The organism is Exobacillus caeni (genome assembly GCF_005747095.1).
Taxonomy (GTDB): Bacteria; Bacillota; Bacilli; order Bacillales; family Guptibacillaceae; genus Exobacillus; species Exobacillus caeni.
The window spans coordinates 1-21,579 of record NZ_SWLG01000007.1; the positions used below are offsets into that span (position 1 = coordinate 1).

Here is a 21,579-nt window from a genome sequence, read left to right on the forward strand (position 1 = left end):
CAGTCGTTACACCTCGGTGTCGTCTCTGTCCAGAAACAGAGTGAAAGGGTGTTGCCTGCGGCAACACCCTTTGCGACTGCCCGTCGCACAAAATGAGGGGGTCAGACCCCCTCAAGGTGGTTTATAATTTTATACAGTCTTCCTTACTAATAATGCGTCAGTTGTTTTTACAAGGGGTATAATCGGGTACCCATCTGTAAGGAGCTGATTTGTATGATGATGGAAAAGGAAGTATACGAACAAATGCGAGAGCTAAGTTCCATTCTAGAAGATCAGAAAACAAAACAAACGGCGGCAGAAGATAACGCCTTTCAAAAAATAAAAAACTTAAGTGCAGAGTTAAAAAAGAACCCGAAGATCAGTGAAAGAAACCGGCTAATATATGATGATATCTATAAGTATGGGGAACAGGGAATGACCCTGGATTCGAAGGAAAGTATCGAGCAATACGTGAAAGAATACCAATCCTATTTAGATAAGTACACTGATGAAATTAACAAACAAAAGGAGATTGGATATTAAACCACAAAACCAATGATAAGCGCAAAAAGTTATCCACAAAAATAGCGGGGTCAGACCCCAACAAGGAAGGTGTGCAATGCACGCCTTCTTTGTTGGGGTCTATTTGTATAAGAATGCTGCACTGTTTCTTATTCTGCATGGTATAATCGGAAAATGGACTGGTAGTGTTATAATCTTATGGGAAAAAGTTTATGAAGGTGGCATTGCTATGATTAATCGGATCATTCTCCTTTTAATAGGATTGTTATTGATTCCCTTCCAACTTGTACAGGCACACTCAGGTCTGGAATCTGCCGACCCGGCGCCAGATGCGGTAGTGGAGAGGAGCGTTCAGAATTTAACGCTGTTTTTTAATACTAAAATTGAACAGAACAGCTCTTTTCAGTTGTTTAACGACAGCGGAAATGAGGTCCAGATCAACAATCGAACAACAGAAGAAAATATGCTTTACGGAGAAACTTCTGAACCGCTATCAAACGGCAAGTATACAGTGAGATGGAACATTATCGGCAAGGATGGGCATCCGATCGAAGGTGAATACTCTTTCACTGTAAAGAATCAAGAAGAACAAAAGCAGGAACAGAAAAATGAAAATAACGGGACAAAACAGGATAATGGTGCGGGGAACGGTAATACTGAAGAACCTGAGAATCAAAGTGAAAGCGCTCCTCCAAGCCAGACTCAAACAAATACCTTTGAACCTGAGTTTTCAACTCCATTCATCACTTTGATCGGTGGTCTTATTTTGATCGCCGTTGTTAGCTTTGGCTGGATGGTACGGAGGGAAAAAGAATGATGAATGCTATAAGTATTACCGAAGGGCTTCTATATGTATGCTTTGCTATCTTGATCGGCAGCTTCTTGCTTTACAGCGTCCCCTCTCACTTACGTCCAGCGATTTATGTACCAAAGAAAGTATTACTAATCGTAACAGTTCTGGCAGGACTTTTATCGTTTGGACCGTTCGTTAATGTGGTGGTCTGGTTAAATCAAGACATGCGGATCGGACTGTGGGAAACCGTTTATAGCGTGTTAAGCTCGTTTGAAGTCGGTACATCGCTGTCTTTGACACTGCTTTTCATCGTGTTACTATACTTGTTGGTTTTGCTGAACGATGTAACGAGACAGCAATTTTTTGCACGGATGGCATTGTTCTTTTCCATATTGATCATCTTTGCCGGCGGATGGGCAAGCCATGCTGCTTCTCTCAGCCAGTTCCCCGGCTTCCTCTCAGACAGCGTTCACTTTTTCTTTGTTGCTTTGTGGGCAGGTCCGATTCTTATACTGGGATGGTTTCGAAACAACCATGAAAACTGGAAGCCCTTTTTGAAATGGTTCACTCCGTTTTCGATCGGAAGCCTTTCATTGATTACGGCCTCCGGCCTGGTAATGATGAAGTTTATTGTGCCTGATTATACGAACTCCTGGGTTTTAACCTACGGACAGGCACTTCTGATCAAGCACTTGCTGCTCGTTCCACTTGTCGTTTTTGCCTTCATAAACGGCTTTTTAATCAAAAGGCATTTATCACAGGGAACCAATCCAGGGAAGTGGTTAAAGGCAGAAAGCATTTTTATCCTGGCTATCTTTACAGTAACAGCCTTCCTGAGCCAGCGAACGCCGCCCCATAGTTTTACGAGGGGATTGACCGAACCGTCCCCTTTGTTTCTATCGTTATATTCAGGAGCCTTTTCTCCTGATATAACCATACATCCGGCGCTGAATAGCTTAAGCTACACTCTGTTCGCTTTATCCGTTGTTTTCATCGGGCTCACTATTTTTTCCTCCATGAAAAAAACACCGGTGATCATCAGCATTCTATTCGGCTTTATCGTTGTCCTAACCGGTTACCTCGGAATAATGGCCAGCATCTAAGAACCATAACATCAACATACAAAGACCCCGGAACTAAGCACATGCTTAATTCCGGGGTCTTCTCATTTATCACAGACAAAGCAGATATCGTGAAGAAGTTATCCACAAAAATAATGGGGTCAGACCCCCGAAAGGTTTGTGAATATGTGATCTGGCTTCAAGTTGAGTTCTTCTGTTGGCTGGTTGCCGCGGTTGATCCAGGCGGTTTGGAAGCCGAAGCTTTTTGCTCCGGAGATGTCCCAGCCGTTAGACGACATGAACAATACTTCTTCTCGTCTGACATTCAAATTCTCCAGCACCAGGTTATAAGCTGCAGGAGAAGGCTTGTACTGTTTCGCTTCATCTATACTGATGATGTGGTCGAACAATTCTGCTAATCCTGCCCTCTCTATCAACGGATCCAACATATCGTGAGAGCCGTTGGAAAACACAGCCAGTTTGTTCCCTGCCTTTAACCTCTCCAATACATCCCGAACTTCGGGATACGGAGTAAGGTGGAGATACGCTTCAATGAGTTTCTCTTCATTTTCAGATGTCAGCGTCCGGTCCTGTTTCTTCACCGCATATCGTAACGCGTCTTTTGTTATTTCTAAAAATGTAGTGTATTTCCCCATTATCTGCCGTAAAAAGGAATACTCGAGCTGCTTTTCGCGCCAGGTAAAACTGATCGACTCTCCTTTTTCAGGATACAACTCTTCGCACAGTTCTTTGACGGAATGTACATCAAAAAGCGTCCCGTAGACATCGAATACATACGTCTTAATCGAATCGCCCATCAATCGTTCTTCCCTTCCAGCACCTCGATAAAAGCTCTCATATAGTCAGGAAGATCAGGTGGGCGGCGGCTTGAAACAAGATGGCCGTCCACGATAACCGGCTCATCGACCCAGGTGGCACCGGCATTCTCCATATCGTCTTTAATGCCGGGTGTGCTTGTTACCGTTTTGCCCTCAAGCACTTTTGCTGAAATCAACACCCACCCTGCATGGCAGATCTGTCCGATCGGCTTTTTGTTCTCCTCCATATGCCGAACAAGTTCAAGGACCTCCGGAAAACGGCGAAGCTTATCGGGTGCCCAGCCTCCCGGAACTAAAAGCGCATCGTATTCTTCTTGTTTCACTTCTGAAAACGAATAATCAGATTCAGACGGCACACCATATTTGCCGATATACGTTTCCCCTGCCTTTTCTCCGGCAAGCTCTACCACTGCTCCTTCTTCTCTTAAACGATGGACAGGGTACCACAGTTCAAGGTCTTCAAAATCATGATGTACAAGGCTGAGTACTCTTTTCCCTTTTAAACGCACTAGCAGCACCTCCAACTAGTCAATCTTTAATCCAATAGTATCACTTTCTTTTCCATCATTAAAAACGCTTTGTTTCTATCTTGAAAATACTAACCTCAGGTTTGCTCGAATATAGTGGAAACAAACGAAACTTAGGGAGGGATTTGATGCAGATCCATGTGGTGCGGCAGGGAGAAACGCTATGGTCGATTTCCCGCCAATACGGTGTTGGGATCAATGATATCGTGTCGGTAAACGGGTTAGAAAACCCAAACCAGTTAGTAATTGGTCTGGCGCTTGTTATTCCAACCGCTTACAAAACACATACAGTAAGTGCCGGGGAATCATTGTGGAGTATCGCCCGGAGGTACGGAACAACCGTTCAATCTATCGTCAGTGCCAACCAGATCACAGATCCTTCACGTATTTTTCCCGGAATGAATTTAGTCATCCCGGTTAGGACTCATACAGTCATACAGGGGGAAACGTTATGGCAGATCGCACAGATATATGGAACTTCAGTGCAGGCGATCATACAGGCGAACCAAATTCAGAACCCGAATCTAATCTATCCCGGCACCGTTTTATCCATCCCTTTCGCCAAACCTGTTATCGATGTGAATGCCTATGTGATTAACGAAGGTGAGCAAGGGGCGGAAGAAGTTCGTGATGTCGGGGAGCATTTAACATATTCTGCTCCTTTTGCTTACATCATCCAGGCAGACGGCGGACTGACGCCTATCAATGACGGACCTATCGTCCAGGCGTCCCTTGCAGAACGGGTTGTTCCGATGTTAAGCATCACCAATTTCACCTATCGAGACCCTGGTTCCCGCGTTGCTAAAACAGTCCTTTCAAGCACCGAAATCCAAAATCGCTTACTGGAAAATATTCTCGGGGTAATCCGCTACAAAGGCTATCGCGGACTGAACGTTGACTTCGAAAATGTTTTCCCGGAGGATCGAGAAGCATATAATCAATTTTTACAGCGTGCCGTTGACCGCCTTCACCCGGAAGGTTACTTCGTTTCCACAGCACTTGCTCCTAAAACAAGCGGTGAACAACAGGGGCTTTTATACGAAGCACATGATTATCCCGCACATGGCAGAATCGTTGACTTCGTAGTCCTCATGACATATGAGTGGGGATATCGAAAAGGGCCGCCACAGGCGATTTCACCGATCAACCAGATCAGGAAAGTGCTGGATTATGCCGTTTCGGTCATTCCGCGCCGCAAAATTTTAATGGGGTTCCAGATCTATGGACGCGATTGGCTGCTTCCCCATGTTGAAGGACAGGAGGCCGAGACGTTCAGCCAGCAAGAAGCCGTACGCCGTGCAATCCAATACGGCGCTGCCATTCAGTATGATCCTCTGACGCAATCGCCGTTTTTCCGGTACACCGATTCACAGGGCCGCTCCCATGAAGTCTGGTTTGAAGATGCCAGGAGCGCCCAGGCAAAATTCGATACGGTAAAAGACTATGGTCTTGGCGGAATCAGTTACTGGACACTCGGTTACCCCTATCCGCAAAACTGGGTGCTGCTCGATGATAATTTTACGATTAGAAAACTACTATAATACAAAGGGGTGGCTCCCTCCGTTCAGCACAATATCTTAAAAAACAATGGAACTAGTTTTTCTAGATAAGGTGTCGGAGGGTGCTTGCACTTTTTCTTTTAAATCATTCCCAGTTTTTCTCGCAATCAATTTCTTATAAAATGGTCTTTCAACAAACCGTATATCTTCACGTCTTCATAACTTCCTAAAAGAAATCTATCCTCTTTTAAAATTCCTTCCAACCGTAACCCGGCTCTTTCTAAAACCTTTATGGAACCTGCGTTTCTCACGATCGCTGTTGCCCAAATTTTGTTTATCCCAGCTTCTTCAAATCCAAACTGGACAATTCTCCTTGCTGCCTCCGTTGCATAGCCTTCTCCCCAGAATTGACGCCCGATCCAGTAACCAAGTTCTCCTTTGTTATTGTTCTTATCAACTCTTAGAGTTATCGTTCCCACAATATCATTTGTCTCCCTTAACACAACAGCTAACGGATATTCCTGGCCGTTAGCAATTCGATCGGTATGTGTATCGATCCATTCTTCGGCGTGTTTAACGTGATAAGGGTGTGGCAGATTGATGATATCCGCTACTTCCCTGTTGTTTGCCAGTTTTTGAATCGTAATCGAATCTTCCTTGCTAAAAGTCCTTAGCTCTAATCTCTCTGTAGTTAAGTTAACCTTCATCTACTTTACCCCCTTAACAACAACTTTCCTGATAAAAAAATCTATCGAAATTCATAATAAGGTTTTCTATCCGGCTGAAAAATCACCTTTAATAAAACAGCGGAAATAAACAGCATGAAGAAGGAACCCGCGATAACAACAACGTTGATGGAAATAACTTGCGCCATAATGCCGACTAGCAGCGTTGCAATGATTACAAGCAACGCTTCCACCAAACCGTATATACTACCAACTCTCCCCATCAGTTCCACCGGGATGTTGTTTTGATAAAATGTCTCGAACCCTGTGTTTGCAAATGCGAGCGCAAACGATAATACAAAAAAGCCGACTCCTGCCCCGGTGAAGCTATCGGAGACTGCGTAAACGATATATCCAACCGATACAATTAATGAGCCTGCTCCGATCAGGCATGCTGTTGACAGCTTTTTCACCACTAAAGCATTAAGTGCCGCTCCTACAACAATTCCTGCCCCTGCTATACTCACTAAAAAGCCATACTCCGTGTCTGTTAAAGAGAGAACTTCTTTTGAATATGCCGCCTCAAGAGAATCCAGCGCCGCTGTCATGACCATCACGCTTGAGAACAATAAATAGATTAGCATAATGTAAACCTGCTTTCTGCTGAATGCAAGGACCATGGTCCAATCCTTTTTTATTAGCTGAAAAGATAACCGTCCAGACCCGTTTTGAATAGAACTATCCTTTTCAAAATCAGGCATAGCCGTCATCAGCATACCAGATAAAAATAACGAAACAGCGTTAACATAGATCGCAAAATCCGGTGTACCGATCATGAACAATACACCTGCAACAGCCGGGCCGATCAAAAAGGCCCCGGAATCTATCAAACTGCGTAATGAATTAAATCTCTTCCTTTTCTCTGTTGGTATAAGCCTCGTAATATAAGCTCTTGAAGCTGGATAAAACACAGAACCCGCAATATTGATCAAAAACACAACGGAATAGATCACCCAAATAGACGAAAGAGAAGGTAAAATGGCGATCAACAAAGCACGAATGACATCCAGGACCACCAGCAAGTTCCTTTTACTTACGCGGTCGATCATACTGCCGGTCCATGTATTCGTAAATAATGCCGCAAGAGGTTTGATAACATAAAGTGCAGCTACCGCAAGCGGGGAGCCCGTCATAGTAAGCATGGTTAAATTTATGGCGATCAAGTATATCCATGCCCCGATGTTCGATACACCGATCCCTAATAAAAGAATGGCCGGGTACTTCCATGCATAGAAAATCTTTTTCAAGACCTTCATCCTCCTTTAAAATAAAATATAGACAATAAAAAAAATCCCACCCCCAAGACCTGGTCTTGAGGACGGGATATTTATAATCGCGGTGCCACCTCAGTTCGTTAATATGTCACCATACTAACCTCAGCAGGTACGGCAAATAAGCTTTGCTTATACCCTGGCTCTATAACGGGAGCACCCGTCATGCCATCACCAGTCAGATCCGGCATAAATGCTCAGAGGCTTGCTTCGATAATAGTCTTCTCGCCCCTTTTCAGCTGCCGGAGCTCTCTGTAAAGAATCCTTTTTACCTACTCTTCTCATCATCGCATTCCATATCGCTATGTGATTTTTAAAAGATTAACACTTTTATACAAATAAGTAAACAGTCCTTTTCATTATTCTTCCCCAAGAATTGCTACCATACTAATTGCCTCAAAACAACTGTATCATCAAAGTTACTGTTTCCACTTTTAAAGGGAGCCTGCTTCTAAACCCTTTTTCGAGCAAAAAAAAGGCTCCCGGAATACCGGAAACCCTTTTCTCCATGCACTTATCCATCAAACCTGGTTCGACTTTCACTGTTTGTTCGATCACGGAACGTATTGTTATCATCATCATAGCTGTCCTGGTTTTCAGCACTAGCTGAATCATCAAACACGTTGTTATCGTCATCATCCACATCCAGGTTGCCTTCACCTTTTACATGAAGTTCTTCGTGCTTAACATTTTCTCTTACCTGTTCTTCGTCTTCAACTTCCCGTTTGCCAACGACAACTTCATCTTTCACAACCGGACGTTTGGTAACTTCTACTTGTTCCTCTCTTACCGGGATGTGGTATTCTTCGTCTTCATCCAGAGCGCTTGCATTCACGCTGTCAACTTCGTCATTTTCGACAGGACGCTTCTTCACATACACTTCTTCACGGGAAACTGGAATATTTACTGTTTCTTCGTCCTCAACCACTCGTTTCTCGATTTCTATATCTCCCGCTCTTGCTTCGTGTTTTGAAACATCAAGCTGTTCTTCACGTAACGGAATTTCTTTTTCCGTATCGTTATCATAACCATTGTTTAAGTTGTTTTCTGGTTCAAATTCGTTATTGCTGTTAAAATCATGGTTTCCAGGGCTGGAATCTGCATATCCATATTCACTATTATTGTTCGGCTCTGTTTCATAACCATTGTCTCCAACGACAAGCAGCTTCCCGTTTTCTAATTGAGGAGCATATTCTTTCGCCTGCTCTTCACTCAGTCCCATTTGGACAAGCGATTCTGTAACAGGCGTTTCTTTATCTCCTTTCAACGCAGACATAATCGATTCCACGATGCCTTCTTTTCCTCCGTCTACTGGTTCCATCGCGATTCCAAGCTCATCCGAAGCTTCCCAAACCGCTTCTCTATCTTCACCGATTACTGATAAGTTATTATCTATATTCTCTGCATTTGGAAAATCATTAATCAGTTCTTCAGAAGAATCGTATACACCAATTACATGTTTGTTATTCATGCTATAAAACCTCCTTCAGAATGTCTCTTTCGCTGTTACATTAAGACAATTCCCGGGCGGTTCAGTGCAAAAACTCTTTTAGTCACATTCAGTAAAAATGACACGCTTGCTTATAAAGCATTCACCAGTTCCTTTTCTGCTAAAAGACTGCCTTCTTTTTGAAGAGATATAGCGCTTTTTAAACGTTTATGTTATCCCTCTAGTATGATGTTCTATACAACTAAAAAAGAGCCTTCTTAAAAATGGCCGGCTCCTTTTTATCACTCGTTTTTAAGTTTTTAACTTGAGGTTATTCTCAAACAGAAGCCTGATTATACTTATCCCTTTTTGCTGCATCCACCATGAGGATCACTGCGGTTATGATGTGCATAATCATTCCCACGAATGGAATCCATGCAAGACAGGAAGTCACAATCCCAAGGATACTCCCATGTTTATTCGTTTCTTCCCTGAACGAAAATAACAGGGTAACGATGTGCAGGACAAGCATCGCTAATAGCGGAGTCCACAGGAATCCCAGAACTAGGCTCCCCCCGATAAAAGGTATTCCAAGAAGAGCTTCCAGTCCCCCTGAAACCCATTTTAAAATTTTTGAAGTCAATTTATCCCCCCTATTTTAAAAATGATCTGTTCTTTAAGTTTGTTTCATTGTTGTAAATACTTTAAATCAAAGAAAGAAAATATTTTCATGAGGAATGGTCGACGAGTGGAGTTCTTTCCCTGAAGATGGATACATGAGGAGCTTTTTATACCAAATAACATTCTATTATTGTTTTGATAATGCACTTTCAATTTCTTCTAGCACTTCAAGGGCTGCTTTTCTGCTTAAGACTAGTTTGCCGTTTCCTATAACAAGGTTGTCATCAGACACTTCACCCGTTAGCTGGCATTGCTGGCCTGCCTTGTACTTTTTTAAAATAATCCTTTCTCCCTCGGTAAAAATCTCTAACGGGTCCTTCTCAAAGATATTCAATGTCCGCCGCAGTTCCATCGGTATGACGATCCGGCCCAAACCATCCAGCTTACGTATCATGCCAGTTGATTTCATTTGTTTTTCCTCCCACTTAATAGATTTCTATTACTCTCCTTCATTTTACAACATTTTGGTAAAAACAAATATATATAATACTCTAAAAATATAAGTATAATAGTTTTTGTTTACCTTTTTAGATAGCCTTTCATACACCAGGCAAGGCTCTTTGCCATAAAGGGTCGTTTATATAAAAGACTTCTATTAACTTTTTAATAATTTTTTTGAACAGGTTGATCAGAGTGGACAGTGCGAAACTCCCGGGGTAACGAAGGACCTGCTTGAAAAACAAGGCAACTCAGACACTCCATGAATGCCTGGAAATCCTTGATGTGGGTTATAGGGCTTTTGATTTGCTGATTCGTAAAAATACAGCTTTTCTAAAAATGGGGTCATTTTGTTTTGCTATTCGCTTAAAATCGGATCAAAAATAGGTATTTTCTCTGTAAATAAAGGCAACAGTGACCTATAAATTTCAAAATAACCTTTTGTCACAAATACCGAATCTGGTTACCTCAAAGAAATTCAAAACAGTTCCTCTGGTGCTGAATCCCGGAAAATATTTATGTAATTTTCTGTAAAAACGAAACCTTTAACTGCAGTACTTCGTATTTCTTATAAAGGGGGAAATGGCGTGAAGAAATTTGTAGGTTTGTCCGTTTTGTCTGCAGCTATCATTGGCTTAATCGCCTGGGGCCTCAGTGTTTTCTTTTCTTTTTCATACATGGAATGGAGCTTCTTCATCGGGCTTGGGATAACGGTGATCTTATACCTTAGTAACAGCAGCGGAGGAATGCTGTCTAGGATGGCAACACTGGAAGCAAGTGAAAGCAACTGGAAGGTCCAGGAGGATACGGAACAAAAAGTGAACGTAGGTGCCATCTTTTATGGTTCGGTATTATACACCATTGTAAGCTTTATCATAATGATGATTACTTACTTTTAAACACAGAGAAAGACATGAGGCGTACCGTTCAGACTATATCTGTTATAAAAAAGGAGCAACCAATCTGGAAAATTGCTGTTTCACCAGGCTGACAGGTCCTCTTTTAACTTTTTCCATTGTAACTTTTTCAGTAGATTCTAACACTTCGGAAAGGGAATCGATCAGTGTGGACAAAAAATCTTTGTCTTCACTCACACAAACAATCTCTTCATTTGTCTTAAAACTTCTCTGGTCAAAATTGGCTGTACCGACGTAACACATTTTGCGGTCAGCCATAAATACCTTTCCGTGAAAAAACCCTCCCTTATACGCAAGGACATTGCAACCATTTTCCAATAATGCTTCAAAATAAGAGAATGCTCCTTCTTTAACAAGCGGATGGTCCTGTCGGTGAGGAATCATGATATTAACCTTCACACCCCTTTTGGATGCATGGATCAGTGCTTCTTTAAGCCCTTCTGTAGGGATGAAGTAAGGTGTGAAAATCTCAACAAGCTCTTCTGCCGATTGGATATAATCCTTGATCAATTCATTTAGGTGAGCGCCATCACTGCTTATTAAACGGAACCGGTTCTTTCCTTGATGAAGCGGTGGAAAAAGCCCTTCTGAACGGTCCAGTGTTTGGCCAGCCTTCTTCCAGTCTTTTATAAATTGGCATTGCAAGTCCTGTACACCATGTCCAGTGACTCGAAGCTGATAATCCTTCCAGAATCCAAGTTCAGGATCTTTGTTATAGTACATATTCCCGACATTAAAGCCTCCGGTATATCCGATCTCTCCATCGATAATCACTATTTTCTGATGGTTCCTTCTGTTTAAAGTATAGAAGAAAAATGGCAGCGACGGTTTGTTCGCAAACTCAAATTCAATACCGTATCGTTTTAGAGAAGCTACCTTTTCACTCGGAAACGAATAACTTCCCACATAATCCATCAGTAGCCTAACAGATACTCCTTCCATCGCTTTTTGCTTAACACGGGACAACACTTCTCTCCCAACTTCGTCATCATGAAAAATAAAGAACGCCATATGGATCGATTCCCTGGCGTTTTCAATATCCTTGAACAGACCTGAAAAAAACTTTTCCGGCTGATCTAAAAGTTCCAGATCGCCATTACGAATCGGAAAGGGGTTTCTTCGTGTAGGACGATTTAATTTTGCACCGACAGCAAGATCTATTTTTATCCAGAAGAAAGAAACGACTATTACTGCTGCTATTTTCTTGAACATATGGCCATCCCCTCCCTCCACTTATCCTGTCTAACCGAATCAACAGTAATCTTAACTAGGACCGAACATAATAAAGAATCTTCCTGACAAGTTTGCCTGCATTGTAGTTGAATTTTTGATAAACAAGAACAATCTCAAGGGCCAGCACGCAAAACACCAGCCAGATCGTACCTGCAGCATACCCAGCAAGCACATCGCTTGGATAATGAGCGCCAAGGTAAATCCGGCTGATTCCGATCATGAGAATAAACAGGGACAGGAAGCCTATGGCGAACACCTTAACTGCTAATCTCTTGCACTCTCTTGCGACCAAATAACCGATGAATCCATAAAAAAGGAAGCTTCCCATGGCATGTCCGCTCGGAAAACTAAATCCCACCGCATCGTACTGGGGGTTAATTGTGGGCCTGGACCGTGCAAAAAAGTGCTTTAATAACCTTGTTAGCAATCCCCCACCGCCAACTGTCAGGATGAAAAAAAAGATCGTCCAGCCAGCTCTCTTTTTAATAACAAGATAAGCGATCGTCAAAATAACAAGCATGGTGAGCCACCAGACAGAACCGGCTTCTGTGATGACAGGCATCGCCTGCTGGACAAAATTGGAATCAAACGTATGAACGAAGTCGATGATAGCCTGATCGAATGTAAAAGTTTCTTTTGCCAGAACGTTCTCGGCAAGTTCAGAAAATAGAATGATAGAAAGGCTTGCTAACCCGATGCCCATTACAATGAAAATGAACGGAATCCAAAATTGCCTATGGTTGATAGTCTTAAACCATCGGAATAACTCTTCTTTATAGTTCATCTTTTCACCCACACCTCAAAAAGTCTTTTGTTTACTTTCTTTTCCACACGGGAAGCAGAGTAAACGTTCCGATATCTATTATAACTGCAAGTTACCTTGTTTAGATATTCGTTCGTTGGGATAAGTTGAAGTTTAACCTCTTTGAGCGCCGGTGTGTTTGAAAATAGCTCAAAATAAAAAACTCCTGGATTACAGCAAAGGGTTCCGTTTTGGGTGTAAAACTATAAATTGACACACTAAATGACGTGCGAAATATGACACGTCATTTTTTCTTGTAAACAAAAGAATTTTAACGAATATTTGCCTTGAATCGGACTAAAATCGACATCGTATTTTTTTCGTACAAAATTAATGCCAACCCCTTTGTCAATTGGGTCGTCATCTTCACTGCTAATGTATTACCAATCAATGATAAAATAGAGTGAAGTTTTATTGAACTATAGGGCAGTTTAGTTGAATAACCGTTGCATAATTCAGTATGAAATCCTTACTTAATTGCAGGAAGTAAGGGTTTTTTGTTGAATAAGTAAAATTACAATATTTTGGAATTTTATGTGAATAGGAGAAGTTATTATGTCGATTATGATGGTTAAAAAAGAATTTAAGCTTGTTGGGTTAAAAGGTAGTGGGGAGTTTGTTAACTATGGTAATGAAGTACCCTTGCTTGCAAAGCAACTATTAAGTCGCTCAAATGAAATCCTAAATCCGACAGAAATCGAAATTGCATTATTTGAGCCTAAAAAGGCTGAGGAGCATAGGGTAGGTCATTATTATGTAGGATTAATTGTGAATGAGAAATTAAATGAAGTACCAACAGGAATGGAATATATCGAAACAAATAAAAGTTACATAACTACAAGAGGGAATATATCTAATTTGAGAGAACTTCATTTGAATTTATTGAATTGGGCAGAAGAGCAAGTTATGAAAGAGATCTCGATTCTTATATTGTCGAGACATATCACCCTATGGGAGGAGAAGAAGAAGTACAGATTTACTTACCAATTCAAGCTTAAAAGTACAGCTCAAAATCCTTATTCAACAAACGGGGGCTTTAATTTAATAAGAGGCAGTTATAGTCACATATGTCATTAATTGGTAAAACATTAAAGCACGCCAATACTGCTGTCAGTTGGCGCGCCAATTTCTTTTCTATTTCTTATTTTGTTCCCAAAACGGAACCCTTTAGGATTACAGGAGGTACTCTTGTTCTTCCGTACGTATCAATTCAAGAGGAATATCATAGGATGAGAGCTTTGACTGTGCTTCGTCGTTTTCTTGTAAAAGAAGAAAGAGCTCGTCCATCAAATGTTTATTGTTCAACAGGTCTTTGTCGTAAGAAATAAAGTGCCAATTACCTTCTTTTTGTTTTAAATGAAAGGTATACAAGCGTCCGTTCCAAACCACTGCAAACCGAACCTCGTCAGATGAATAAGCCTTTATCAGCAGTTTGTTAATCATAGATACTCCTCCTCCTTGCCACCCTATACCCTAATCTATTAAATGCTAAACATGTTGTAATAGAAAACGTTTTGATAAAGAACCATATTAACTTCCTCCAGTTATGCTCCAGTCTAATTCTACCTCGACTCCAGCATCTTTAAGCAGGTTATATAAAGGGCACCTTTTTTGAACTGTTTTTTTCACCTCAATCAACAGCTCATTCGAATGTTCTGTATAAAATACAATCTTGTTTCTAACAGTTTGATAGTACGGAGAAACGTCAGCTGTTCCCTTAAGCCCTCTTCTGTCTACCCAGGCTTCGCTTGAGATTTCAATGTCCTTATACTGAAAACCCAGCTCTTTTCCGACTGAATCGATCACAACTAAGATACAGCCGTTGAAAGCCCCCACCACATAATCAAGGGGTGTTGGCGCTTCGTTATCCCCTCCTATCTTGACTGGTTCATCTACCAAAAAACGAAAGCCTCTTACCAGGTGTTCTGTTTGAACATTCTTTTTCCATAACGAATCTACTTCAATTTTCCTGAGATCGGGATTTGCTTTTATTGTCATGATACCACTCCTTTTTTAGCATGATAGACCTGGCTCTTTGCGCTTTCTCTTTCTTTAATAAAAGTAATGCATGTTACGAATAGCCCTGAAACAATCAGTGATAAGATGAGTCCTGCAAGCCCCCTGTTATGAAGAGTCTCAAATGAAGAAGCAGCGTAAACCGATAAAGAGACCGAGAACAAGAAAGAGTAGAAACCAGGACTTTTCAATGAGAATGTCACTTGCCATTCATTTGTTCGATCAAGCAAGCTTACAAGCGTAATTGTAATGATATTGATCATCATACCGATCCAAACCGGGTGGATTTTTAGATAAAAATCATTAATAGCCCATCCCCCGAGGTGGTACCATAATAAGCCTGAGGCTGATCCGGTAAACAATGAAACCAGCGCTGCCCTTTTTGTAACAACCGGCCAAAACAATGCAGCTACAACAGGTGCAAATGTGGCAGAGTTACGGGTAACCCATGCGAGTACATTCCACCAGGCAGATTGTTCGGACCGGAGCAAAGCAAATCCTACCATCAACCCTGTCAACAATACCAGGGACCATTTGGTATAGCGGACAAGCTGTTGTTCTTTCGCCTTTGGATTAAGCGCTTTTCCAACATCCCTGCCAAGGCTGGTAGCCCCGGAAAACTGGCATGGCGCTCCCCAGCTTAACGCAGCAGCCCAAAACCCCAGAAAGAACAAGCCGACCAGCGGAGCCGGAAGCGTCTCCATTAAGTAAAGGGGTACAGCAACTAATCCACGAGATTCATTCGGCACTACCTGTGCAGCAGAAAGGCCGAACAAAGTAGCTCCTGCTATTAAAGGGACACCAAGAAGTGCAGCATAAAGCAGTCCGCGCCGGCCTTCCTCTGGAGTTTTACAGGAAAGTGCCATTTGAAAAGCAGCCTGCGCCAGAATCACGTTGAATAAAAAAGTGCCGAACCATGCCAATATCGTTTGGATCCCTGCCCCATCCCATGATGCATACTGAGGCTTCTCAGCAAACAACGTCTGGATACCCTCGATTCCAGGGTTAATAAAGAATGCGTATGTTCCGATTACCAGCATGATAAAAAAGACGGCCACGTTACTCAGCTGTGTTAATCCAACAGACCACATCCCGCCGAATTGTAAATAAATGAGCAATAGGAGCGATGTTACCACCACAGACCAGATTAGTGATATCCCCGTAAAAACTGATAAAGCTGAAGCAAATGCGAGGGCAGTTGCAACAGACCACATCGGGAAAGTAAAGGCGGTGATCGCTCCTGCCACCCCCCTTACCTTCTCTCCATAATGGTCGCCAAGCAATCCAGAAATCGTTACCAGTGCTCTCTTCCTAAACGGAGCGATCAAAACAAGCGCAATTATAAGGACATGGACCGTTTCTGCAACGCCGTACCAGACTGCAGAGATACCTGTTAAATAGCTTAATTCCAAAATCGCGATGTACGAAGAACCAGAAAACAGCCCAGTGATGCATACCGTTACAAGAAGCGTGTTAAATCCTCTGCCACCGATAAAAAACCCATTGCCGTCTGCTGCCCTTCTTTTGGCAACCTGGCTGATGAAAATCAAGTAAAAGGTGTAAACAAGAGCAAAACCTATAAACCAGTAACCTACAGTTGTCATTTTCTCTCCTCCTATTTTTCTTTTTTAAAACAGTTTTTATATTCATAGAAAATCCATCGCTATAGTATGTTTTATGTATATAAAAACTGCCCATACAGAAAGAAACCTCTTCCCGGAGGAAGAGGTTTCTACTCTCCCTCATCTTCCAGACAATTGTCTGTTGGAATTAGCACCTTACTATTTTCATAAGAAAATAACAGGTTGCTGCAGGATCGACGGACCAAGTTCCTCCCCTGACTCTAGATAAGGAAATTACGTATTAAGTTATTTACCACTTTAAAGCATAAGAATATAGGTGTCAATTCCATTTATAAAATTTAAACAATTTGGACTATATCCAATCGTTCAACTCGGAAAAAAGCCCCGGATCACTTGACCACGAATAACACTCAGCTGACACAGCTCTGACCGCTGGAATCCTTGTATGACGTTAATCTAAAAAAATTCTCGATGATCTCCCTATCTGAATGCGGCACTTCTTCCCCTTTTACTAACTGGGCCCCGTTGATGCAGCCGCTGGTCAAAAGGATGATATCCGTTGGCCCTCCAAGCTTAAGGGATTGAAGAATTCCTTCTTTTCGCGTCAAAGTTGTATGGATGTTCGGCGCTTCAGGTGTATCAAAGCCTGTCATCACCTGGTCAATAATTTCAACCGGTTCGTTGTACCCGGGATGGTCAACCGTAACGACGATTTCATCCGCCTTACCCTCGATTGTCTCTGCCATCTTCGGCATCTTATTAAAATCACGGATTCCGATACCCGCAATCATAACAATCAACCGATCATATTCCAGCTTCTTCACTTCTTTGACGAGCTTTGCTAACGCCACCGGGGTGTGGGCATAATCAAGAATGACTCTTTGTCTGTCTGGTCCCTCAATGATTTCAAACCTTCCCTCCGGGCCCTTCACCTCCGGAAGCGCACTAACAATTTCTTCGATTTTATAACCTTGAAGCATAGCGGTCCCGATCGCTGAGAGGATATTGGCAACATTATAATCCCCAAATACCGGAACAGTGACCTTTAAGACCGCGCCGCCGACGTATAAATCAAACGCTGTACCAGATGCTGTTGTTTCAATATTCCCAGCTTTAATATCAGCAGGGCTATCAGGCGAAAGGCTGTATGTGACCTTACTGCCTTTAAACGTTCTGTTAAGCTCTTCACCCATCACACTGTCATCAAGGTTAATGACCGCTGTTTCCGCTTGATCAAAAAGCTTTAACTTACATTCCAAATAGTGTTCAAACGTACCGTGATATTCAAGATGCTCCTCAGAAATATTCGTGTGGATCGCTGTATCGAACCTTATCCCGTCGACACGCTGTTGATCGATCGCAATCGAAGAAACCTCCATCACCGCCGCACCATCTTCTAATTTATAAAAATCATTAAAAATATGATGCAAGTCAAGAGATTCCGGCGTGGTAGGCGTACTCTTTTTATAAACCAGCTTCTTCCTGGACGATTCGATTCCTGTTGTACCGATCGACCCTGTCGGGAGTCCGAGTAGTGTTAACAACGATTTTACATATGCTGCAACCGTTGTTTTCCCGTTCGTACCTGTAACACCGATCGTTCTAATCTTTTCATCGGAATTCTGGTAGTAAAACTTGGAAAAACAAGCCATCGCTCTTCGAACATCATCTACCAGCAAAAACGTACAGGCTGGATACTTTTCAGCAAAAGGAATAATGTTGTCGGGATTACTACCAAAAACAGCTACCGCTCCTCTTTCAATCGCTTCTTCTATATAATGATGGCCATCCTTCTCTTTTCCTTTCATGCTGAAGAACACAGATGACTCTTTCGCTCGCTTTGAATGAAAACATAAATGGGATACATGTTGTGACTTGGGACCATAAATATTTTTCATTGGTACATTTGTTAATTGATCAAATTGTATTATCATCCCTGATCCTCTCTCTTATATGTATTTTCCGTTTGGCAGAATAAGTTGTATAACTCATTCCCGATTGGTTGTATATTTAATCATTTATATTCTGTGAAACTTTTTTGCATTTCATAGCTTGAAAATTAGCGTTAACGATTTATTTACAGTTAATTTAAAAATCTTACATAACTTATGTCGAATATTGTCTTATAATTAACTCTGTAATAAATAAAAAGGAGTTGAGGATTTGAAGGTCACGTTTAAGCTTTCTATCATTTTCGCACTAATGTTTTCTTTTTATTCACCATCATTGACCGGGGAACAAAAAGTGGAAGCCGCGGCTTCAGGAAGTGCCGTTATCAATGAAATCGCATGGATGGGAACGACGAATAGTTCTTATGATGAATGGATGGAACTTTACAATCCAACCGGACAGGAGATCGATTTAACAGACTGGACATTATCTTCAGCCGATGGAAGCCCTTCTATATCGCTTTCTGGTACTATTCCTGCTGAAGGCTACTTTTTACTTGAAAGGACAGATGACAACTCGGTACCAGGTGTAGTTGCTGATCTCATATATTCAGGGGGTCTCTCAAACAGCGGGGAATCGCTAGAATTAAGGGATGCAAGCGGCAGTTTAGTAGACCAGGTCGACGCATGGCATGCTGGCGATAACGATACAAAGGCAACGATGGAACGTATCGATGCAGCTGTTGCAGGCACAGATCCTGCAAACTGGATGGATTCTACGAGTGCTTATACATATGGATATGGAACTCCAAAAGGGTTGAATTCTGGTTCAAGCGCTCCTGCTCCTACCGGTAATTCTTGTGACGATACAAGCGAACATTTGAATAATGTTTCTGAGGTAGAAGGCGCAATAAATGTCTTCTTTAACAAATGTGCTGATACACAATTTGCTACCACCGGAAATGCAGCAAACTACAATGTTAATCTGGAATACCAATTAATCGAACGCTTGAATCAGGCAACAACAAGTATTGACCTTGCGACATATGAGATTAACCTGCCTCGTGTTATCGAGACATTGATCGGAAAGGCTGCAAGCGGGGTTGACGTTCGGGTTATTGCTGATGCGAAAGAAGCAACAGATCCCCATTATACAGAACGTTATAAAACGATGCGATTATATGTAGAAAAAATGGTACGAGGAAACGATGGAGTTATCGGTACCTCCGATGATATCCATGTCTTTTCCGATTCGCCTATGATGGCGGTTGAAGACAGCACAGCTCGGACAAGTTATGGTTTACCTGCAACCGCTGATGATATTCCACAGGTGACAGTGGAAATCGGAAGCACGATGGAAACAGGGCGCCTGTTTGTAGAAGGGGAAGAAAAAAGCTCAAACACTTACTATTCTCCTGGAAATCAGATGCACAACAAATTTGCCGTTGTGGATGACCGCTGGGTGTTTACCGGCAGCTGGAACTTTACCGTTACAGGATTGTACGGCTCTGATGCAAACATGGCCGAGGGTATTCTTGATGGGAACCAACAGCATGTTGTAGAAATAAATTGGCCAGAGCTTGCCGGCATTTATGAAGTAGAGTTTAATGAAATGTGGGGAAGCCAGGGACTAACTCCTGATAAAGTGAATGCAAATTTAAGCACACGTAAAACTGATAATACCGCCCACAATGTTAGTATCAATGGTAAAAAGGTAGAAATATATTTTTCTGCAGGTGACAATGCGGTCGGCCATATGGCTGATGTTGTAAAAAATGAAGCTGATTACAGCACATACTTCACCATTTTTGCCTGGAGCGACCAGGCGTTAGTCGATGAGCTAAAAAATAAGTGGGAAGGTTCCTATAACGATCTTGAAGGAACGTTGACCGGATTTGATGTAAAAGGTGTTTTCGATTCAAGCTTCTGGAACCAGTGGTGGTCAGCAAGTATCGAAATGACCGGACGAACTGCATCGCAAGAGAGTACGAATAACCCAAACACCCGCTGGGCTAATCCAGCTCCTGTTTATGAAGACAACGAAACCCGTAAAATGCACAGTAAGACCATGATTATTGATGCCGGAACATCAAGCGATCCTACTGTCATCGTCGGCTCTACGAACTGGAGCACCAACGGCAACGATGTTAATGATGAAAACATGCTATTCATCCATGATGCTGCTGTTACAAACCAGTTCTTGCAAGAGTTCAATGCACGTTACACTTCAGCTGGCGGAACAGTACAATAAGAAACCTGGGAGCTATCTTTAGTGATAGCTCCTTCATTTTTTCTCCGCATTTCAAGAACCGAAATTGCACCTTTTCGTGTTTGGTGACGTTTTCTTCGCAAAGAAGCTACATATCACAACAAACTTATATCTGATTCGGAGTTAGGATACTGGATTTTTTGCCATAACCGAAACGACGAACCCGGACATGTATTCTTTTCTTGAGAGTATCTCAAAGCCGTTCTCTTTCAATAAGATATCTGTTTTCCGATTAAGATGGCACCCGTCGGCAAGATGTTTCCATACAGGAGTGAGCATGTCTTGAAGGCCAGCATAAACCGGCTGTTCCATCTTGATATGTTCAAGAACCAGTAATGTGCCAGTTGGCTTGAGTACTCTTTTTATCTCCTGCAAAACTTGAACCGGATCTTCTACCGAGCAAAGCACCAGAGTGACAACAACCGAATCAAAATGATTTTCCGGAAAAGGAAGCTGCTCAGCATGACTTTGCACGATTTCAACCGGAACTTTAGCCTGCGCTTGCCTTATCTTTGCTTTTTCAACCATATGGGGATTCGGTTCAATTGCAGTCACTTCCTCGCATTTGTTATATAACGGAAAGTTAATCCCTGTGCCTGCTCCTATCTCGAGTACTTTTCCTTTTGCATTAGAAAGCAGCCTTTCACGCCAGCGGTTGATATATCTTTTTTCGAGTGGTTTCATAACAGGATCGTATACTTTTGCAAAAAATTTACCCATCGTTCTCCTCCAAGTGGAAAAGATTTTCTACTATACGTAACTATACCCTGTTTCGGAACAGCAAAAAAGCATTCGACATCTTCCTTATTAAGGATATCTTCGAAAAAATGATTTTATCTTCGTTTTTTTGATTTTATCTTCGAATTCCCCCCTTTTATCTGCGAAAAATAGAATTTATCTACGACTTTCCGGATATATCGATTTTTCGACATAAAGATGACTCGCCGATCGGCAATCCGTTAGTTCTCGACGTCGAGCCTTCTCCTTTGCTTAAAAGTTATACTTTCTAATACAAAAATAAAGGACCCAACAATCTCGAGTCCTTTTAATTTTGCTTTATTAAGCAATCCAGTGGTCAGGCCTGCTAGTCAAGTTGCCATTTTCTC

Annotated in this window: 21 protein-coding genes, 1 riboswitch and 1 other annotated feature; of the genes, 7 read left to right on the forward strand and 14 right to left on the reverse strand. The window is 42.0% G+C overall.

The genetic code is table 11. The annotated features are described in order from the left end of the window. The first annotated feature begins 213 nt into the window (after positions 1-213). The 3 genes from FCL54_RS10780 (at position 214) to FCL54_RS10790 (ending at position 2,397) form a co-directional block, all read left to right on the forward strand. Positions 214-522, forward strand: coding sequence for a YtzH-like family protein (locus FCL54_RS10780; RefSeq protein WP_138126268.1), 309 nt, complete (start codon positions 214-216; stop codon positions 520-522). Between the two features lie 76 nt (positions 523-598). Beyond that, a complete protein-coding gene (locus tag FCL54_RS10785) occupies positions 599-1,318 on the forward strand; it encodes a copper resistance CopC family protein (RefSeq protein WP_138126270.1) in 720 nt (239 codons plus the stop codon). Beyond that, on the forward strand, positions 1,315-2,397 hold the full coding sequence (locus FCL54_RS10790) for a copper resistance D family protein (RefSeq protein WP_138126272.1): 1,083 nt from the start codon (positions 1,315-1,317) through the stop codon (positions 2,395-2,397). The genes FCL54_RS10785 and FCL54_RS10790 overlap by 4 nt, the downstream gene beginning before the upstream one ends. A gap of 119 nt (positions 2,398-2,516) precedes the next feature. On the opposite strand, the gene FCL54_RS10795 is transcribed toward FCL54_RS10790, so the two are convergent. Both FCL54_RS10795 and FCL54_RS10800 read right to left on the reverse strand, forming a co-directional pair. Then, positions 2,517-3,173: a haloacid dehalogenase type II gene (locus FCL54_RS10795; protein ID WP_138126274.1), complete on the reverse strand. Its 657-nt coding sequence runs from the start codon at positions 3,171-3,173 to the stop codon at positions 2,517-2,519. Further along, positions 3,173-3,703 carry a type 1 glutamine amidotransferase domain-containing protein gene (locus tag FCL54_RS10800; protein ID WP_138126276.1) on the reverse strand — a complete coding sequence of 177 codons (531 nt, stop codon included), beginning with the start codon at positions 3,701-3,703 and terminating at the stop codon, positions 3,173-3,175. The genes FCL54_RS10795 and FCL54_RS10800 overlap by 1 nt, the downstream gene beginning before the upstream one ends. Before the next feature lie 146 nt (positions 3,704-3,849). On the opposite strand from FCL54_RS10800, the gene FCL54_RS10805 reads away from it, so the two are divergent. Continuing rightward, positions 3,850-5,262, forward strand: a complete 1,413-nt coding sequence (locus FCL54_RS10805) for a glycoside hydrolase family 18 protein (RefSeq protein ID WP_138126278.1) — start codon at positions 3,850-3,852, stop codon at positions 5,260-5,262. Between the two features lie 125 nt (positions 5,263-5,387). Here FCL54_RS10805 and FCL54_RS10810 read toward each other — a convergent pair whose 3' ends face one another. The 5 genes from FCL54_RS10810 to FCL54_RS10830 form a co-directional block, all read right to left on the reverse strand. Beyond that, positions 5,388-5,927, reverse strand: a complete 540-nt coding sequence (locus tag FCL54_RS10810) for a GNAT family N-acetyltransferase (RefSeq protein WP_138126280.1) — start codon at positions 5,925-5,927, stop codon at positions 5,388-5,390. A gap of 41 nt (positions 5,928-5,968) precedes the next feature. Beyond that, positions 5,969-7,192: an MFS transporter gene (locus tag FCL54_RS10815; RefSeq protein ID WP_246055212.1), complete on the reverse strand. Its 1,224-nt coding sequence runs from the start codon at positions 7,190-7,192 to the stop codon at positions 5,969-5,971. 64 nt (positions 7,193-7,256) lie between these two features. Then, positions 7,257-7,513: a binding site (T-box leader), on the reverse strand. A 217-nt stretch (positions 7,514-7,730) separates the two neighbouring features. Beyond that, entirely contained in the window at positions 7,731-8,687 is a 957-nt protein-coding gene (locus tag FCL54_RS10820; protein WP_138126284.1) for a YsnF/AvaK domain-containing protein, read from the reverse strand. A gap of 295 nt (positions 8,688-8,982) precedes the next feature. After that, on the reverse strand, positions 8,983-9,288 hold the full coding sequence (locus FCL54_RS10825) for a hypothetical protein (RefSeq protein WP_138126286.1): 306 nt from the start codon (positions 9,286-9,288) through the stop codon (positions 8,983-8,985). Positions 9,289-9,453: 165 nt separating this feature from the next. Continuing rightward, on the reverse strand, positions 9,454-9,735 hold the full coding sequence (locus FCL54_RS10830; protein ID WP_138126288.1) for an AbrB/MazE/SpoVT family DNA-binding domain-containing protein: 282 nt from the start codon (positions 9,733-9,735) through the stop codon (positions 9,454-9,456). A 616-nt stretch (positions 9,736-10,351) separates the two neighbouring features. On the opposite strand from FCL54_RS10830, the gene FCL54_RS10835 reads away from it, so the two are divergent. After that, positions 10,352-10,663 (forward strand): hypothetical protein, encoded by a 312-nt coding sequence (locus FCL54_RS10835; RefSeq protein WP_138126290.1) that lies wholly within the window; start codon positions 10,352-10,354, stop codon positions 10,661-10,663. Positions 10,664-10,705: 42 nt separating this feature from the next. Here FCL54_RS10835 and cls read toward each other — a convergent pair whose 3' ends face one another. Both cls and FCL54_RS10845 read right to left on the reverse strand, forming a co-directional pair. Beyond that, positions 10,706-11,893 (reverse strand): cardiolipin synthase, encoded by a 1,188-nt coding sequence (gene cls / locus FCL54_RS10840; RefSeq protein ID WP_138126292.1) that lies wholly within the window; start codon positions 11,891-11,893, stop codon positions 10,706-10,708. A gap of 55 nt (positions 11,894-11,948) precedes the next feature. Further along, positions 11,949-12,698, reverse strand: a complete 750-nt coding sequence (locus FCL54_RS10845) for a phosphatase PAP2 family protein (protein ID WP_171016782.1) — start codon at positions 12,696-12,698, stop codon at positions 11,949-11,951. A 573-nt stretch (positions 12,699-13,271) separates the two neighbouring features. On the opposite strand from FCL54_RS10845, the gene FCL54_RS10850 reads away from it, so the two are divergent. Next, a complete protein-coding gene (locus tag FCL54_RS10850) occupies positions 13,272-13,793 on the forward strand; it encodes a hypothetical protein (protein ID WP_246055213.1) in 522 nt (173 codons plus the stop codon). 96 nt (positions 13,794-13,889) lie between these two features. Here the strand turns inward: FCL54_RS10850 and FCL54_RS10855 are convergent, their stop codons facing one another. The 4 genes from FCL54_RS10855 to FCL54_RS10870 all read right to left on the reverse strand — a co-directional run bounded on the left by FCL54_RS10855 (position 13,890) and on the right by FCL54_RS10870 (position 18,249). Then, entirely contained in the window at positions 13,890-14,159 is a 270-nt protein-coding gene (locus tag FCL54_RS10855; RefSeq protein WP_138126296.1) for a hypothetical protein, read from the reverse strand. An 87-nt stretch (positions 14,160-14,246) separates the two neighbouring features. Next, complete coding sequence (locus FCL54_RS10860; RefSeq protein WP_138126298.1) at positions 14,247-14,714, reverse strand: OsmC family protein; 468 nt, start codon at positions 14,712-14,714, stop codon at positions 14,247-14,249. After that, on the reverse strand, positions 14,711-16,336 hold the full coding sequence (locus tag FCL54_RS10865; protein ID WP_138126300.1) for a sodium:solute symporter family protein: 1,626 nt from the start codon (positions 16,334-16,336) through the stop codon (positions 14,711-14,713). Before FCL54_RS10865 ends, FCL54_RS10860 begins: the two co-directional genes overlap by 4 nt. A 135-nt stretch (positions 16,337-16,471) precedes the next feature. Continuing rightward, positions 16,472-16,586, reverse strand: a riboswitch (SAM riboswitch). A 139-nt stretch (positions 16,587-16,725) separates the two neighbouring features. Then, complete coding sequence (locus tag FCL54_RS10870) at positions 16,726-18,249, reverse strand: UDP-N-acetylmuramoyl-L-alanyl-D-glutamate--2,6-diaminopimelate ligase (protein WP_138126302.1); 1,524 nt, start codon at positions 18,247-18,249, stop codon at positions 16,726-16,728. Positions 18,250-18,478: 229 nt separating this feature from the next. On the opposite strand from FCL54_RS10870, the gene FCL54_RS10875 reads away from it, so the two are divergent. Then, positions 18,479-20,455 carry a phospholipase D-like domain-containing protein gene (locus FCL54_RS10875; RefSeq protein ID WP_246055214.1) on the forward strand — a complete coding sequence of 659 codons (1,977 nt, stop codon included), beginning with the start codon at positions 18,479-18,481 and terminating at the stop codon, positions 20,453-20,455. A 141-nt stretch (positions 20,456-20,596) separates the two neighbouring features. On the opposite strand, the gene FCL54_RS10880 is transcribed toward FCL54_RS10875, so the two are convergent. Then, complete coding sequence (locus FCL54_RS10880; RefSeq protein ID WP_138126304.1) at positions 20,597-21,193, reverse strand: class I SAM-dependent methyltransferase; 597 nt, start codon at positions 21,191-21,193, stop codon at positions 20,597-20,599. Between the last annotated feature and the right edge of the window lie 386 nt (positions 21,194-21,579).

Bases quoted from the DNA above. Each gene is read 5' to 3' on its own strand.
- FCL54_RS10780 (WP_138126268.1), top strand. From the start codon at position 214: ATGATGATGGAAAAGGAAGTATACGAACAAATGCGAGAGCTAAGTTCC.
- FCL54_RS10785 (WP_138126270.1), top strand. From the start codon at position 599: ATGCACGCCTTCTTTGTTGGGGTCTATTTGTATAAGAATGCTGCACTG.
- FCL54_RS10790 (WP_138126272.1), top strand. From the start codon at position 1,315: ATGATGAATGCTATAAGTATTACCGAAGGGCTTCTATATGTATGCTTT.
- FCL54_RS10795 (WP_138126274.1), bottom strand. From the start codon at position 3,173: ATGGGCGATTCGATTAAGACGTATGTATTCGATGTCTACGGGACGCTT.
- FCL54_RS10805 (WP_138126278.1), top strand. From the start codon at position 3,850: ATGCAGATCCATGTGGTGCGGCAGGGAGAAACGCTATGGTCGATTTCC.
- FCL54_RS10810 (WP_138126280.1), bottom strand. From the start codon at position 5,927: ATGAAGGTTAACTTAACTACAGAGAGATTAGAGCTAAGGACTTTTAGC.
- FCL54_RS10820 (WP_138126284.1), bottom strand. From the start codon at position 8,687: ATGAATAACAAACATGTAATTGGTGTATACGATTCTTCTGAAGAACTG.
- FCL54_RS10830 (WP_138126288.1), bottom strand. From the start codon at position 9,735: ATGAAATCAACTGGCATGATACGTAAGCTGGATGGTTTGGGCCGGATC.
- cls (WP_138126292.1), bottom strand. From the start codon at position 11,893: ATGTTCAAGAAAATAGCAGCAGTAATAGTCGTTTCTTTCTTCTGGATA.
- FCL54_RS10845 (WP_171016782.1), bottom strand. From the start codon at position 12,698: ATGAACTATAAAGAAGAGTTATTCCGATGGTTTAAGACTATCAACCAT.
- FCL54_RS10850 (WP_246055213.1), top strand. From the start codon at position 13,272: ATGTCGATTATGATGGTTAAAAAAGAATTTAAGCTTGTTGGGTTAAAA.
- FCL54_RS10855 (WP_138126296.1), bottom strand. From the start codon at position 14,159: ATGATTAACAAACTGCTGATAAAGGCTTATTCATCTGACGAGGTTCGG.
- FCL54_RS10860 (WP_138126298.1), bottom strand. From the start codon at position 14,714: ATGACAATAAAAGCAAATCCCGATCTCAGGAAAATTGAAGTAGATTCG.
- FCL54_RS10865 (WP_138126300.1), bottom strand. From the start codon at position 16,336: ATGACAACTGTAGGTTACTGGTTTATAGGTTTTGCTCTTGTTTACACC.
- FCL54_RS10870 (WP_138126302.1), bottom strand. From the start codon at position 18,249: ATGATAATACAATTTGATCAATTAACAAATGTACCAATGAAAAATATT.
- FCL54_RS10880 (WP_138126304.1), bottom strand. From the start codon at position 21,193: ATGGGTAAATTTTTTGCAAAAGTATACGATCCTGTTATGAAACCACTC.